Here is a 13980-nt window from a genome sequence, read left to right as displayed (position 1 = left end):
CAATATGGCTCTCAGCACCGACGAGGTCCTCGCAGGCCTCGCTGAGCTGGTCACCGACGAGACCGGCATCGACGCATCCGAGGTCGCAATGGAGAAGTCGTTCACCGACGACCTCGACATCGACTCGATCTCGATGATGACGATCGTCGTCAACGCCGAGGAGAAGTTCGGCGTCACCATCCCCGACGACGAGGTCAAGAACCTCAAGACCGTCGCCGACGCCGTCAACTTCATCGTCGCCGGCCAGGAGTAACACCCGCGGATGCCACCCTCGCACGCCGCGGGGCGTGGCATCCTCCTCCCCGTTTCTCTCCCCTCCTCTCCTCACGAAGGACCCTCAATGACCAAGCGCATCGTCGTCACCGGTATCGGCGCCACGTCCGCTCTGGGCGGCACGGCCCCCGAGAACTGGACGAACCTGCTCGCCGGCGTGTCCGGCACACGCACGCTGACGCACGACTGGGTCGAGAAGTACCAGATCCCCGTGCACTTCGCGGCCGAGGCCGTGGTGCGTCCCGAGGAGGTGCTGCCGCGCCATGAGGCGAAGCGACTCGATCCGTCCACGCAGTTCGCGCTAATCGCCGCGCGAGAGGCCTGGGAGGATGCCGGATCCCCCGACGTCGCCCCCGAGCGCCTCGGCGTCGACTGGGCCACCGGGATCGGCGGCGTCTGGACGCTGCTGGATGCCTGGGACACGCTGCGCGAGAAGGGCCCCCGTCGCGTGATGCCCCTGACGGTGCCGATGCTGATGCCGAATGCCGGTGCCGGCAACCTGTCGCTGCACTTCAAGGCGAAGGCATTCGCCCGCACTGTCGTCAGCGCCTGCGCCTCCAGCACGGAGTCGATCGCGAACGCCTACCAGCACCTGCAGGACGGGCTGGCCGATGTGGTGATCGCCGGTGGCGCGGAGTCCGCGATCCATCCGATCACGATGGCGTCGTTCTCGTCGGCACAGGCGCTCTCCCGCCGCAATGACGATCCTGCCACCGCCTCCCGCCCCGGAGCCATCGACCGCGACGGCTTCGTGATGGGCGAGGGCGGTGCCGCTCTGGTGATCGAGACCGAGGAGCACGCCCAGGCTCGCGGTGCGAAGATCTATGCCTACCTGGTGGGCGGCGGCGTCACCGCCGACTCGTACCACATCACCGGCAACGACCCCGAGGGCGCCGGCGCGGCCAGAGCCGTGGAAGCAGCCCTCGCCCAGGCCGGCGCAAGCGCCGACGAGGTGTCGCACATCAACGCGCACGCCACCTCGACCCCGGTGGGGGATCCCAACGAGTACGAGGCGCTCAAGCGCGTGTTCGGCCCGCGGATCGATGAGATCCCGGTCTCCGCCACCAAGGCGTCCACCGGGCATCTGCTCGGCGGCACCGGCGCCCTCGAGGCGGTCTACACGATCCTCGCGCTGCGTGACCGCGTCGCCCCTCCGACTATCAACATGACCGAGCCCGATCCTGAGGTGCCGTTCAAGCTCTCCGGCGAGCCCCAGCCCCTCGGCGATGGCGATCTACTCGCCATCAGCAACTCCTTCGGTTTCGGCGGCCACAACGCCGTCGTGGCGTTCCGCAGCCTCTGAGACGGCTCGCGGCGCCGCTGACTGACGAAGCCCCTGCAGATCGATCTGCAGGGGCTTCAGTCATCAGGCGGAGGATTCGCTTTCTCAGCATCCGGGAGCTGATCACCGGATCCCGATACTCGAGCCTCCTCCGCACGTTCTCCGCGGGTCACCCGACCTTGTGCAGCCACACCACGCGCGCGTCGTCACCGGCGTGACGGAACGGCTCGAGCTCCTCGTCCCATGCGGCGCCCAGCGCGACGTCGAGCTCCCGCTGCAGCTCGATCATGCTGCCTGCAGCGATCTCCATCGCGTAGCGGATCCGGTCCTCGCCGACCACGATGTTGCCGGCGCTGTCGGTCTGCGCGTAATGGATGCCGAGGTCCGGGGTGTGCAGCCAGCGCCCGCCATCGCTGCCGGGTGTGGGATCCTCCGAGACTTCGAAGCGCAGGTGCTCCCACCCGCGGATGGCCGTCGCGAGCGCAGAGCCCGTGCCCACCGGGCCGTCCCAGTAGAACTCCGCGCGCCGCGTGCCGGGCTGCACCGGCTGGTCGCTCCAGTCGAAGCTGACGGCGCGACCGATAGCGCGTCCGACCGCCCATTCGAGGTGCGGGCAGAGCGCGCGTGGCGCGGAGTGGATGTACACCACTCCGCGTGCGTATCCCGTCGCCATGATCTCTCCGTTTCATCAGGTACGTCTTCCCCTACGACCTGATCCGAAGAACTCGGCGAACTATGCGGTTATACGGTGATTATCACCCAGTTTCGCCCGAATCACAAGCGTGTGATTACGGATACGACAGCGGCCCCGATCCGAAGACCGGGGCCGCTGTCCGAGATCAGAGGATCAGGCCTCGCTCATGGCGAGCTTGGCCTGCTGTCCCTTGGCCGCATAGTAGGCGGCGCGGGCGGCATCCTTGCGGGCCTGCTCGGCGTAGCCGTGCTCGAGCACGTCCTGCGGCACCTCGAACTGCTCGTGCTGGTCGGTGCCGTGGTACTTCTCGATGTACGCGTCCAACTCGGGGCCCGAGGTCCACGAGGTGATCAGGTTGTACCGCGGCTCCGTGCCGTTGTGCGTGGTGGCGTGCCACAGACGCTGGGTGTCGATGATCAGCTGCGCACCGGCGGGCAGCGCAATGCGCACCTCACCCTGCGGATCGGTGCGGTTCTCACGCAGCACGAAGAAGCTGTCCTTGTCGTCGGTGAGGTTGAAGAAGCCGCGCACCACCCATCCCGTGCCATCCGGGTTCAGGCGGTTGTTGTCGTCCTGGTGCAGGTTGTACAGGCAGTCGCCGTACGGGGTGGGCTGCAGCTCGATCACGCGGCAGCGGCCGACGTTCGCACCCGGCTCCTGTGCGCGACGGGCGAGGTTCGGGGCCTTGGCGACCTGGGAGTCGATCCAGACGCCATCCTTGTCCGTGCGCGGCGGCTTGTGGTTCCAGAAGCCGTTGCACTCGATCTCGCCCTTGGCGCTCGCGAGCGGGGCGAAGCGGGTGTCACCCGAGGACTTCCAGTCGACGTACTCGATGTCCAGCCACTCCTTGGGATCGAGCGACTGATCGTAGCTGTCGAGGATGACGAAACCCTTTTCCTCGAGGGCTGCGGACTTGATGTATCCCATGATCCGAGTCATGTCCTTTCGTAATGGGCCAGCACGTTTTAACAGGCCCTACTTAGGTAACCCTACATCGGCCTCCTGGACACACCCCGGGCGCCCGCCGGAGAAAAACCGCGGCGGCTAGACTCGTCGCGGCGGCGATCGTCTGTCCGCCAATCGGAGGATTCACGCAGTGATGGCAACGGCGACCAATGTGGAAGCGACCGCAACCGGCACCATCGAATGGCTCGCCGATCCGACGACGAACATCGTCGTTCCGGTGTATCAGCGCCAGTACCGCTGGGACATCGGCGCCTGCGAGAAGCTGCTCGGCGACGTGCGGATCGTCGCGCGGGAGGATCCTGATCATCGGCACTTCATCGGATCGATCCTCTCGGCGGAGGATGCCGACGGCGGGGATCTCGTGCTGATCGACGGACAGCAGCGCGTCACGACGGTGATGCTGCTGATCGCCGCGCTGCACCACAGCGTGAGGGATGCGGATCCGGCGCTGGCCAGCGAGCTGGAGCGCGTGCTCGTGCGCTCCGGCGACCGCGATCGCACCAAGCTTCGCCCTCATCATGCCTGGGCCGAGCTGTACGAGTCGGTCGTGCTGGACCGCCGCGGCGACGAGGACCGTGAGTCGCGCTTCGACGACAACTATGCGTTCTTCCGCAGTCAGGTCCATCCCGATGAGGTCCCACTCATCTGGAACGGTCTTCAGAAGCTGGAGCACGTCTCGATCACGCTCGGCCCCTCGGCGAACGCCCAGCAGATCTTCGAGAGCCTCAACTCCACCGGTCAGCCGCTGCGCGATCACGAGCTGATCCACAACTACATCCTGATGGGCCTCTCACACGCCGAGCAGCTCGCGGTCGAAGAGGAGTACTGGCTGCCGATCGAGCACCATACCGGCGAGTCCATCGGCGCCTTCTGGCGGCATCATCTGATGATGACCACCGGGCGCGAGATCGATGCGGCCGGAGAGCACGGCGTGTACGCGGCGTTCCGCGGCTCCTTCCCCAGACTGGACGTGAAGCAGCTCCGCGCGGATGCCGCCACCTGGCGCGAGAACGCCGAGATCTACGGCACCCTGCTCGACCCGAGCGGTGAGCCGGATCCCGGCATCCGCCTGCAGCTGGAGCATGTGAACACCTTCGGCCGCGCCGCCTATCCGCTGGTGATGAGCGCCTACGGCGACCACCGGCGCGGCATCATCTCGCGGCAGGAGCTCATCGAGGTGCTCGAGTGGGTGCAGGCGCTGTACCTGCGCCGCGCGATCGTCGGACTGCCCACCGACCGCCTGATCGCCAGGCTCTGCCGAGCCCGTGCCGAAGGTCGCGACTCGCTGATGCGCGCGATCGCCCGGATCACGCCGTCCGACGAGCGGGTCGGTGCGGTGCTGAAGTATGGCGAGCTTCCCCATCCGGCCTATGTGCTGGGACGGATCGAGGGGGTGGACGACACGGCCGACTTCGATGTGGAGGCCATCGTTCCCGCGGTGCCGGCGGACGGCTGGAGCGGTGACGGCCACCGACCGTGGAGCGAGTACAGCGAGGATGAGCAGAACAGTCACCGTGCGCTCGCCCCGACGCTGGGCAACCTCACTCTGCTGGAGCAGCCACTTGCCGAGCAGGTGTTCGGGGAATCCTTCCCGGGCAAGCGCGATCGGGCGTACGCCCGCAGCAGCGTCGCCGCCACACGCGAGCTCGCGGATGCCGAGGGCTGGGGCACCGCCGCGATCTCGGCGCGCACCGTGCGGCTGTCGGAGCAGCTGCTGCGGATCTGGGCGCGACCGGCGCTCCCGGAGATCGACGACGACGGGTTGACCCCGGTGCTCGATGCGGTCCGCCGACGTGGCTGGCCGGCCGGCTGGGAGCGCGAGTTCGACTACTGCGAATATCGTGGCGAGCACTGGGAGGTCAAGGACGTCAAGGCACTGTTCAACCGAGTGTTCCGCAGAGCCTGGACCGATGACCGTGCCGCTGCCCTCGCCTACAGTGCACGCCATGGCGGGCCGCTGTACGAGTCGATGGCCTGGAAGGGCCACTGGGACACCATCGCCGAGGGCAGCCACCTGTACATGGGGTGGGACTCGAACTACATGATGACCGCCCTGCAGGGCGTGCTGGAGGAATCCGGCATCGCCGCCGAGGTGTTCGTGAAGTACTCCTACATCGGCAACGTGATGTGACGGGTGCGAGGGTACGTCGACCTGCTGCAGCGACGTTCGTGTCGTACGCATCGACAACGCCTGAGGAGGCGCGCTTGGGCGCAAGCCGTCCTCAGGCGATGTCAACCCCTGGGGCGCCGTGGGCAGACGCAGGACGATGGACCGATGAGCGACACGACAGGCGACCCAGCACAGGAACCGGACACCGAGGATCTTGAGGAGCCGAGCACCGAGAAGGAGGTCGACGAGGAGCCGAAGGCCGAGAAGCCGCACGACGCCGAGCCGGATCATCAGGCCGTGGGCATCGGCGTGATCGGCGGACCGCAAAGCATCGCGGACGACGCGCCGGACGACGAAGACGAGTAGAACGTGAAAAGTGGGGCGGGCGGGACTTGAACCCGCGATCGTTGGGTTATGAGCCCACTGCCTTCACCAGCTTGGCCACCGCCCCGTAGAACACCAGCCTAGCGGTGCGATCAGAGCGGCTGCGCCGACCGGTGCTCCTCGACGTGGCGCAGGTAGATCTCAGCATTCTCGACCAGCCCCTGACGCTCTTCGTCCGTCAGTGCGCGGCGCACCTTCGCGGGAACCCCTGCGACCAGGGAGCCGTCGGGCACCTCCGTCCCGCCCAGCACGACGGCGCCGCCGGCGACCAGGCATCCGCGGCCGATCACCGCACCGCTGAGCACCACCGCACCCATCCCGATCAGCGAGCCGTCCCCGATCGTGCAGCCGTGCACGACCGCGTTGTGACCGATGGACACCTTCTCACCGATCACGACGCCATGCCCGCTGTCGACGTGCAGGGAGACATTGTCCTGCACATTGCTGCCCGCCCCGACGCTGATCGGCGCGGAGTCGGCACGCAGCACCGCGTTGTACCAGACGCTTGCGGCCGGACCGAGGGTCACGGCTCCGATGATCCTCGCACCGGATGCGATGAAGGCATCGGATGCCACATTCGGATGCTGTCCAGACACGGCGATGATAGAGGCTGCCGGCGCGATCGTCATACTGGCGAGAATACCCTTGCATCGGCGGATTCATGCGGCAGAACGCGCTCGGTAAGCGTTGCCTTGGCTTGCTTGCGGAATATCTCCCACTGAGTAGCGTTGGTCTCAACAAGCCCGCTGAGCACAATTCGGAGGTTCTCATGAGCAAGGCACAGACCGTCTCCACCACCGCCGTCGACCCGACCGTGGCGGCGGCGGCCGCACAGTTCCTCTCTCCCGTCGTCCACGGCCTCGAGGCACTGGTCGTCAACGGCAAGCAGGCACACTGGCACGTGCGCGGCGCCAACTTCGTCGGTGTCCACGAGCTTCTCGATCAGGTCGTCGCTCGCGTCCAGGACTTCGCCGACACGGCCGCCGAGCGCATCGTCGCTCTGGGCCTTCCGATCGACTCCCGCCTGAGCACGGTGGCAGAGAAGGCTGCGAAGACGTCGGTGCCGGCCGGGTTCGCCCAGTCCGAGGAGATCATCAACGCCGTCGTCAGCGACATCGACGCGATCCTCGTCGAGGTGAAGGCGGCCGTCGAAGGACTCGACGCGGTCGACCTCACCAGCCAGGACGTCGCGATCGAGATCCAGCGCGGCCTGGAGAAGGACCGCTGGTTCCTCATCTCCCACGTCGCGGCCTGATCGCATTCGCCCAGACGTTTAGTCGAGGGGCGCCGGAGCATTCGCTTCGGCGCCCCTCGGCGTTCACGCCCGGTGCGTGACGCGTCCGCCCAGAATCGTGGCCACGACCGGCATCCGTTGCAGTTGCGCCCGGTCAGCCGTACGCGGATCCGCGCCGCACAGTGCGATGTCAGCGACCGCGCCGAGGCCGATCTCTGCTGCACCGCGCCGGCTGCTGGCGCGCAGCGCCGTATCGATGCTCACGCGCTCCTCCGGATGCCAGGGCCCGCGGCCATCGCCTGTGCGATGCACGGCCGCGGCGATGCCGAGCCAGGGGTCCAGCGGGGTCACTGGGGCATCCGATCCGAAACGCACGGACGCTCCCGAGGCGAACAGGGATGCCAGCGGGTAGCCGAGTGAGCGCTGGTTCCGCCACAGATCGCTCGCCAGGTCGCGATCGTCGATCGCGTGCATGGGCTGCACGCTCACGGCTACGCCCAGGCGGGCGAAGCGCTGCAGATCGGCATGCCGCACGAGCTGGGCGTGTTCGACGGTCCCCTGCGCCTGCGTGTACGCGAAAGCGTCCAGTGCGGATGCCACGGCCCGGTCGCCGATCGCGTGAACAGCCACGTCGATGCCCGACGCGGTGGCGCGGGCGAGCAGGCCGACGAGCTCGTCTGCCGGGATGTTCAGCACCCCGAAGTTCTGCGGGTCCCCCGCATAGGAGTGTGAGCATGCCGCGGTGCGCGTACCGAGGGATCCGTCGGTGATGAGCTTGAGCGGTCCCACCTGCACCAGTCCGCCGGCGGCATCCAGCTGCGCACCGCTGTGCAGCCCCTCGTCGATGGCGCGCTGCAGATCGGCGGGATAGAAGGCGAACTCCACGCGATGGCTGTCGAACCCGGATGCGACCCGGCGCCGCCAGGCATCCGCGTTCCACGCCATGTCGAAGTCCACCAGGCCGGTGACTCCCCGTGCTGCGGCGCGTCGGCCCGCCGCGGCGACGGCCGCATCCACGGTCGCCTCGTCGGTCGCATTCAGTCGCCGGGAGATCTCGAAGGCCTGCTCCTCGCGCAGCATGCCGTCCTCGTCCGCGCCCTCGAAGCCCTCCCGCCGCAGTGCCGCGGAGTTCAGCCAGACACTGTGCACATCCGCGTTGATCAGGTAGGCCGGCCGCTCCCCCGTCACCTCGTCCAGCAGACCCAGAGAAGGACGCTCCCGCCACTCGGCGATGCGCAGGCCGGCGCCGACGATCCGCCCGTCGGGCAACGGCGCGGCATCCGCCACCATCCGCACCGCCTCTGCGGCGCTCGCGGCGTCGCCCAGCTGCACCCGCTGCGCGTCCAGTGCCCACTGCACCAGATGCACGTGGTGATCCCAGAGCCCGGGAATCGCCCAGGCGCCGCCGCCGTCGACCACCTCGGCCGTCGCACGCAGGTTCCCCGTCGGTGCGATGTCGGCGATGACCCCTCCCCGGATCAGGATGTCGACGGGCCCGTCAGTCGGCAGCAGCTCGCGCCCGGAGCCTGCCACGCGCACACCGCGCAGCAGCAGATCTCCTGTCAGCGCTGGCACGACGGACACCAGTACAGCTTGCGCGCGCCGATCTCCTCCAGAGCGATCTCGGTGCCGCATACCCGGCACGGCAGCCCGGCGCGGTGGTACACCCAGTGCCGGTCGTCGCGGCTCGCCATCGCCGCACGGTACTGGTCGGGCGTGAGCCCGTCCATGGTCATCATCTGACCGGTCTCGACGCCGATCGCCAGCAGCCGGACCCAGTCCCGCCACAGTTCGCGCACGACCTCCTCCGGCACGTCCCGGCCGGGCGTGTGCGGCTCCAGCCGAGCGCGGAACAGCATCTCGGCACGGTAGACGTTGCCGATGCCGCTGACGACGGTCTGGTCCATCAGCAGCAGCGCGATGGGCGTCGGTTTGCGGCGCACCGTGCGCACGAACCTCTCCTCGCCCTCGGCAGGATCGCCCACCAGCGGGTCGGGACCGAGCTTGGCGAGGGTGGCGAGCATCTCATCGGGCGTCTGCAGCGCGCACGCGGTCGGTCCGCGTAGGTCGGCGCAGGTCGAGTCGGTGAGCAGACGCAGCCGCACCTGTCCGACCACGGGCGGCGGCCACTCCTCGCCCTCGTCGGCGAGCCCGCGGGTCTGCTCCGACATCCGCACGTGCACGCGAGTACGCCGGGGCGCTCCGATCGATGTCAGCGAGTTCTCTCCTGCGTCATCGAGGATCGGTTCTCCGAGACCGTCGCCGCCCAGCTCCGTCCCCCGCTGATTGGTCTGCCCCATCCGGCCGTTGGCCGAGGCGATCGTCGGGTCGACGAGAATCTCGCCGGCGAAATCCCACGCACCGTACAGCCCGAGGTGAACCCGCAGCCAGAGCTCCCCCTCGAACTCCAGGAACATCTGTTTGCCGACCGCCATGCCCTGCTGCATCTCGCGCCCATCGAGCACGGCGGCACCCTCCGCGAATCTGCCCTGCGGACTGGAGGCGCTCACCTGCCGTTGGACGAAGTTGCGAGTGAACTGCCGTGCAATGCGGTGGACGGAGTGACCCTCGGGCATCTCAGGCGCGAGGATCCGGAAGCAGCGAGCCGTCGCGCTCGAAATCGGCGATCTGTCCGATCCGGCGCACGTGGCGCTCATCATTCGAGAACGGCGTGGCGATGAACGTGTCGATCAGCGAGGTCACCTCGTCGAAGCTGTGCTGGCGGGCTCCGATGGAGATCACATTGGCGTCGTTGTGCTCCCGAGCGAGTTCGGCCGTCGAGGCGTTCCAGACCAGGGCTGCGCGGATGCCGGCGACCTTGTTGGCCGCGATCTGCTCGCCGTTGCCCGAGCCTCCGAACACGACTCCGAGCGCCTCGACTCCGGCAGCCTGGTCGGCGACGACGGCCTGAGCAGCGCGGATGCAGAACGACGGGTAGTCGTCCAGCGCGTCGTACTGCACCGGGCCGTGGTCGACGACGTCGTGTCCTGCGGCACGCAGGTGCTCCCGCAGCCTGGTGGAGAAGTCGAGGCCGGCATGATCGGTGGCGATGTGGATGCGCATGGCGCCCATCTTATTCGCCTCCGCGACCCGGAAACGGGGCGTGCGCATCAGGGAGCGATGCCCGCGGCGGCCCGCTTGAACCCGGCACGCACGTTCTCACAGCATCCGGGACGGCAGACGTCGAAGGCGCCGCCGACGTCCGTGATATGCGCACGATCGGCGGCCGGACGCCCTTCCAGGCGCTCCTGGATGAGGTCGACGATCCCGGCGACGAACGAGGGCGACACACCGGGGGTGGGCGTGCGCGCGAAACGCAGACCAGCACCTTCGGCGGCCTCCTTCGCCTCGGTGTCCAGGTCCCAGAGCACCTCCATGTGGTCGCTCATGAATCCAACCGGTACGACGATGACAGCCTGGCGTCCACGCGCGGCCAGCTCGCCGATGACGTCGCAGACGTCGGGTTCGAGCCAGGCCTGCGTGGCGGGTCCGGATCGGGACTGGTACACGAGCTGCCACGGCACGGCTGACGCCTCCGGCAGCAGCTGCGCGACGCGATCCATCACCCACGCCGATACCGCCTGATGCTGCGCAGCGTATGCGCCGCCCTCGCCCCAGTCCACGTCGCGGGGGCCGGAGCGCACGGCATCCGTCGCCGGAATGCTGTGAGTGGAGAACAGCACCTGCACGGCATCCGCGGGAACGCCCTCGGCGAGCATCTCCGCTACTGCGTCGTGCACGCCCGCGACGAACGACTGCACGAACCCGGGGTGGTCGTAGAACGGACGGATCTTGTCGATCGTCACGACGCCGTCATACTCGGTGCCGTCCAGCACCCGCGCGAAGTCCTCGCGGTATTGCCGGCAGCTGGAGAACGAGCTGTACGCGCTGGTCGCGAACGCGAGCAGCGTCGTATCGCCGTGGGCGACGGCCTCGGCGACGGCATCCTCCAGGTAGGGCGCCCAGTTGCGGTTGCCCCAGTACACCGGCAGGTCGATCGACCGTGCCGCCAGCTCGGCCTCCAGCGCGGTCTTCAACGCGCGGTTCTGTCCGTTGATCGGGCTCACCCCGCCGAAATGGCGGTAGTGATGGGCGACCTCCTCCAGGCGCTCATCGGGGATGCCCCGCCCCCGGGTGACGTTGCGCAGGAACGGGATGACGTCGTCCTGGCCCTCCGGGCCGCCGAAGCCCGCCAGCAGGATCGCGTCGTAGGCGACGGGCTGTTCGATGAACGGATCACCTCCGGATGCTGCGGAAGAAGCGTGCGGAACGGCATCCGTGTCAAGAGCACTCACGGCCGTCATCCTGCCACCGCAGGCTATGAGCCAGCGCGGAAACCATCGCGCACGACGTTGCCTGGCGTAGGCTGTCATGGTTGTCGTCGGCGCCAGCCGTGCCGACGCAGGACGACGCCCCCTCACCACTGGGAGATAACAGCTGTGCCTGGAGAGAACCTCACCCGTACGGAAGCGCAGGAGCGCCGTGCCGTCATCGATACGCAGTCCTATCAGGTCTCGCTCGACCTCACCAAGGGCGCGGAGGTGTTCGGATCGCGCAGCGTCGTGCGATTCACCGCGACGCCCGGAAGCTTCACCTTCATCGACCTGATCGCCCGCGAAGTGCGCGAGATCTCGCTCAACGGCGAGCAGATCGACCCGCACGAGGCATTCGCCGACTCCCGGATCGCGCTGGACGGGCTGCAGGCCGAGAACGTGCTGATCGTCGACGCGGACTGCCTGTACACCAACACCGGCGAGGGCCTGCACCGTTTCGTCGACCCGGTCGACGGCGAGGTGTACCTTTACTCGCAGTTCGAGGTGCCGGACTCGCGCCGCATGTTCGCCGTGTTCGAGCAGCCCGACCTGAAGGCCACCTTCCAGTTCACCGTTACCGCACCCGCGGCGTGGAAGGTCGTGTCGAACTCGCCGACCCCCGAGCCGATCGTGCACGACGCCTCCACGGACTCCGGCTGCCAGCAGACCGCGACCTGGGGCTTCGAGCCCACTCCGCGCATCTCCTCGTACATCACCGCGCTCATCGCAGGACCCTACGAGTCGACGTTCTCGGAGCTCACCAGCTCCTCGGGCACGGTCATCCCGCTGGGCGTGTACGGCCGCAAGAGTCTGTGGCAGCATCTGGACGCCGACTACATCTTCGAGAAGACCCGCCAGGGCTTCGCCTATTACGAGTCCAAGTTCGGCGTGCCGTATCCGTTCGCGAAGTACGACCAGCTGTTCGTGCCGGAGTTCAACGCCGGCGCAATGGAGAACGCCGGCGCCGTCACCTTCACCGAGACCTACGTGTTCCGCAGCAAGGTGACGGATGCGGTCAAGGAGCGCCGCGTCGTCACGATCCTGCACGAGCTGGCGCACATGTGGTTCGGCGACCTGGTCACCATGAAGTGGTGGAACGACCTGTGGCTGAACGAGTCGTTTGCCGAGTGGGCGTCGACGATCGCTACCGCCGAGGCGACCGAGTGGACCGAGGCCTGGACCACATTCAACGCGATGGAGAAGACCTGGGCGTACCGCCAGGATCAACTGCCCTCCACGCATCCGATCGTCGCCGAGATCAACGACCTGCAGGACGTGCTGGTCAATTTCGACGGCATCACGTACGCCAAGGGCGGCTCGGTGCTCAAGCAGCTCGCCGCCTGGGTCGGGATCGACGCCTTCTTCGCCGGAGTGGCGCGGTACTTCCAGAAGCACGCCTGGGGGAACACCGAGCTGAGCGACCTGCTCGTCGAGCTCGAGGCGACCAGCGGCCGTGAACTGACCAGCTGGGCGAAGAAGTGGCTCGAGACGGCCGGCGTCAACACCCTCGCCCCGGTGATCGTCGAGGATGCGGCGGGGGTCATCACCCGCTTCGCCGTCACGCAGACCGCCCCCGCCGACTATCCGACCATCCGTCCACACCGTCTGGGAATCGGCTTCTACAACCTTCAGGACGGCGCACTGGTGCGCACGCACGACATCGAGGTCGACGTCGACGGCGATCGCACGGAGATTCCGGAGCTGCAGGGCCTGCCCCGCCCCGACATGGTGCTGCTGAACGACAAGGATCTCGCCTACGCCAAGATCCGGCTCGACGAGCAATCGCTCGAGACCGCCATCGCGCACCTGGCCGACATCACCGACCCGCTCGCACGCTCGCTGGTGTGGGGTGCCGCGTGGGACCAGACCCGGGATGCCGAGACCGCCGCATCCGATTACATCGACCTGGTGCTCGGCAACATCGGCCGCGAGACCGAGTCCACCACCGTGCGCACCACGCTCTCCCAGCTGCTGCTGGCAGCCTCCACCTATGTCGCCCCTGACCGGCGCGCCGCCACGCGAGAGAAGGTCGCCGACGGGCTGTGGGCGCTCGCGCAGCAGGCGGAGTCGGGAAGCGACACGCAACTGCAGCTGGTGACCGCGTTCGCGAACACACTGGTGACACCAGAGCATGCCGGCATCGTCGGTCGTCTGCGGGCAGGCGAGGACACGCTGCCGGGGCTCGAGATCGATGACGACCTGTCCTGGCAGCTGCTGGTCGGACTGGCCGCCGCTGGAGCGACGGATGCGGCGACGATCGACGCCGCACTGGCCGGTGACAACACTGCCAAGGGTGCGGAGTTCGCCGCACAGGCCCGTGCTGCCCTGCCCACGGTGGAGGCGAAGCAGGCCGCCTGGTCGTCGCTGATCGACAACGCCGACCTACCCAACACGATCGTCCGCTCCACGGCACTCGGCTTCGTGCATCCGTCGGGCGTCGATGTGCTCGGCGATTACATCGAGAAGTACTTCGACATGCTGGTGCCGATCTGGGAGAACCGCACGTACCAGATCGCGGACTATCTGATCGTGGGTCTGTACCCTCGTCCGCTGGCGAACGTGGCGCTGCGCGATGCGACCCGGTCGTGGCTCTCGGCGAACAAGGACGCCGCCCCGGCGCTGCGCAGGCTGGTGCACGAGAACCTCGCCGACGTCGAGCGCGCGCTCACCGCGCAGTCCCGCGACGCCGAGGATTGAGCCCGGCCACGACCGACCCGGCTCCGC

General features: G+C 67.9%; 13 protein-coding genes and 1 tRNA gene. 6 read left to right on the top strand and 8 right to left on the bottom strand.

From position 1 onward, the window contains the following. Positions 1-4 precede the first annotated feature (4 nt). Both QUE33_RS03680 and QUE33_RS03675 read left to right on the top strand, forming a co-directional pair. The gene (locus tag QUE33_RS03680; RefSeq protein WP_286302004.1) at positions 5-253 is read left to right on the top strand and encodes an acyl carrier protein; all 249 of its coding nucleotides are present in this window, start codon (positions 5-7) and stop codon (positions 251-253) included. 87 nt (positions 254-340) lie between these two features. After that, positions 341-1576, top strand: a complete 1236-nt coding sequence (locus QUE33_RS03675; RefSeq protein WP_286302002.1) for a beta-ketoacyl-[acyl-carrier-protein] synthase family protein — start codon at positions 341-343, stop codon at positions 1574-1576. 148 nt (positions 1577-1724) lie between these two features. On the opposite strand, the gene QUE33_RS03670 is transcribed toward QUE33_RS03675, so the two are convergent. Together QUE33_RS03670 and QUE33_RS03665 are read right to left on the bottom strand one after the other, a co-directional pair. Further along, positions 1725-2228, bottom strand: a complete 504-nt coding sequence (locus QUE33_RS03670) for a DUF3145 domain-containing protein (RefSeq protein ID WP_286302001.1) — start codon at positions 2226-2228, stop codon at positions 1725-1727. Between the two features lie 174 nt (positions 2229-2402). Next, a complete protein-coding gene (locus QUE33_RS03665; RefSeq protein ID WP_286301999.1) occupies positions 2403-3176 on the bottom strand; it encodes a hypothetical protein in 774 nt (257 codons plus the stop codon). A 172-nt stretch (positions 3177-3348) separates the two neighbouring features. Here QUE33_RS03665 and QUE33_RS03660 point away from each other — a divergent pair, with 172 nt between their 5' ends. Then, the gene (locus QUE33_RS03660; protein WP_286301997.1) at positions 3349-5346 is read left to right on the top strand and encodes a DUF262 domain-containing protein; all 1998 of its coding nucleotides are present in this window, start codon (positions 3349-3351) and stop codon (positions 5344-5346) included. Positions 5347-5490: 144 nt separating this feature from the next. Further along, the gene (locus QUE33_RS03655) at positions 5491-5691 is read left to right on the top strand and encodes a hypothetical protein (protein WP_286301994.1); all 201 of its coding nucleotides are present in this window, start codon (positions 5491-5493) and stop codon (positions 5689-5691) included. 11 nt (positions 5692-5702) lie between these two features. On the opposite strand, the gene QUE33_RS03650 is transcribed toward QUE33_RS03655, so the two are convergent. Together QUE33_RS03650 and QUE33_RS03645 are read right to left on the bottom strand one after the other, a co-directional pair. Further along, a tRNA-Ile gene (locus tag QUE33_RS03650) sits at positions 5703-5776 on the bottom strand. A 25-nt stretch (positions 5777-5801) separates the two neighbouring features. After that, the gene (locus QUE33_RS03645) at positions 5802-6338 is read right to left on the bottom strand and encodes a gamma carbonic anhydrase family protein (protein ID WP_286301993.1); all 537 of its coding nucleotides are present in this window, start codon (positions 6336-6338) and stop codon (positions 5802-5804) included. A gap of 140 nt (positions 6339-6478) precedes the next feature. On the opposite strand from QUE33_RS03645, the gene QUE33_RS03640 reads away from it, so the two are divergent. Continuing rightward, positions 6479-6964, top strand: a complete 486-nt coding sequence (locus tag QUE33_RS03640; protein WP_286301991.1) for a Dps family protein — start codon at positions 6479-6481, stop codon at positions 6962-6964. Positions 6965-7027: 63 nt separating this feature from the next. Here QUE33_RS03640 and QUE33_RS03635 read toward each other — a convergent pair whose 3' ends face one another. Genes QUE33_RS03635 through QUE33_RS03620 form a run of 4 tightly spaced genes read right to left on the bottom strand, consistent with a single transcriptional unit; the run spans position 7028 to position 11247 of the window. After that, positions 7028-8527, bottom strand: a complete 1500-nt coding sequence (locus tag QUE33_RS03635; protein WP_286301989.1) for an amidohydrolase — start codon at positions 8525-8527, stop codon at positions 7028-7030. Beyond that, complete coding sequence (locus tag QUE33_RS03630; protein ID WP_286301987.1) at positions 8506-9519, bottom strand: Fpg/Nei family DNA glycosylase; 1014 nt, start codon at positions 9517-9519, stop codon at positions 8506-8508. Before QUE33_RS03630 ends, QUE33_RS03635 begins: the two co-directional genes overlap by 22 nt. Position 9520: 1 nt before the next feature. Continuing rightward, positions 9521-10006: a ribose-5-phosphate isomerase gene (locus QUE33_RS03625; RefSeq protein ID WP_286303030.1), complete on the bottom strand. Its 486-nt coding sequence runs from the start codon at positions 10004-10006 to the stop codon at positions 9521-9523. 47 nt (positions 10007-10053) lie between these two features. Beyond that, positions 10054-11247 (bottom strand): ferrochelatase, encoded by a 1194-nt coding sequence (locus QUE33_RS03620; RefSeq protein ID WP_286301985.1) that lies wholly within the window; start codon positions 11245-11247, stop codon positions 10054-10056. Between the two features lie 135 nt (positions 11248-11382). Here QUE33_RS03620 and pepN point away from each other — a divergent pair, with 135 nt between their 5' ends. Further along, positions 11383-13953, top strand: coding sequence for an aminopeptidase N (pepN, locus tag QUE33_RS03615; protein WP_286301984.1), 2571 nt, complete (start codon positions 11383-11385; stop codon positions 13951-13953). The last annotated feature ends 27 nt before the right edge of the window (positions 13954-13980 follow it).

The sequence above is a fragment of the Microbacterium suwonense genome (assembly GCF_030296555.1).
GTDB lineage: Bacteria > Actinomycetota > Actinomycetes > Actinomycetales > Microbacteriaceae > Microbacterium > Microbacterium suwonense.
The sequence above is the reverse complement of the archived record's forward strand: the minus strand, read 5'-3'. Positions and strand labels throughout refer to the sequence as shown.

What these genes read in the sequence shown, in the direction of transcription:
- QUE33_RS03680 (WP_286302004.1), top strand. Translation starts at nt 5, where the DNA reads ATGGCTCTCAGCACCGACGAGGTCCTCGCAGGCCTCGCTGAGCTGGTC.
- QUE33_RS03675 (WP_286302002.1), top strand. Translation starts at nt 341, where the DNA reads ATGACCAAGCGCATCGTCGTCACCGGTATCGGCGCCACGTCCGCTCTG.
- QUE33_RS03670 (WP_286302001.1), bottom strand. Translation starts at nt 2,228, where the DNA reads ATGGCGACGGGATACGCACGCGGAGTGGTGTACATCCACTCCGCGCCA.
- QUE33_RS03665 (WP_286301999.1), bottom strand. Translation starts at nt 3,176, where the DNA reads ATGGGATACATCAAGTCCGCAGCCCTCGAGGAAAAGGGTTTCGTCATC.
- QUE33_RS03660 (WP_286301997.1), top strand. Translation starts at nt 3,349, where the DNA reads ATGGCAACGGCGACCAATGTGGAAGCGACCGCAACCGGCACCATCGAA.
- QUE33_RS03655 (WP_286301994.1), top strand. Translation starts at nt 5,491, where the DNA reads ATGAGCGACACGACAGGCGACCCAGCACAGGAACCGGACACCGAGGAT.
- QUE33_RS03645 (WP_286301993.1), bottom strand. Translation starts at nt 6,338, where the DNA reads ATGACGATCGCGCCGGCAGCCTCTATCATCGCCGTGTCTGGACAGCAT.
- QUE33_RS03640 (WP_286301991.1), top strand. Translation starts at nt 6,479, where the DNA reads ATGAGCAAGGCACAGACCGTCTCCACCACCGCCGTCGACCCGACCGTG.
- QUE33_RS03630 (WP_286301987.1), bottom strand. Translation starts at nt 9,519, where the DNA reads ATGCCCGAGGGTCACTCCGTCCACCGCATTGCACGGCAGTTCACTCGC.
- QUE33_RS03625 (WP_286303030.1), bottom strand. Translation starts at nt 10,006, where the DNA reads ATGCGCATCCACATCGCCACCGATCATGCCGGCCTCGACTTCTCCACC.
- QUE33_RS03620 (WP_286301985.1), bottom strand. Translation starts at nt 11,247, where the DNA reads ATGACGGCCGTGAGTGCTCTTGACACGGATGCCGTTCCGCACGCTTCT.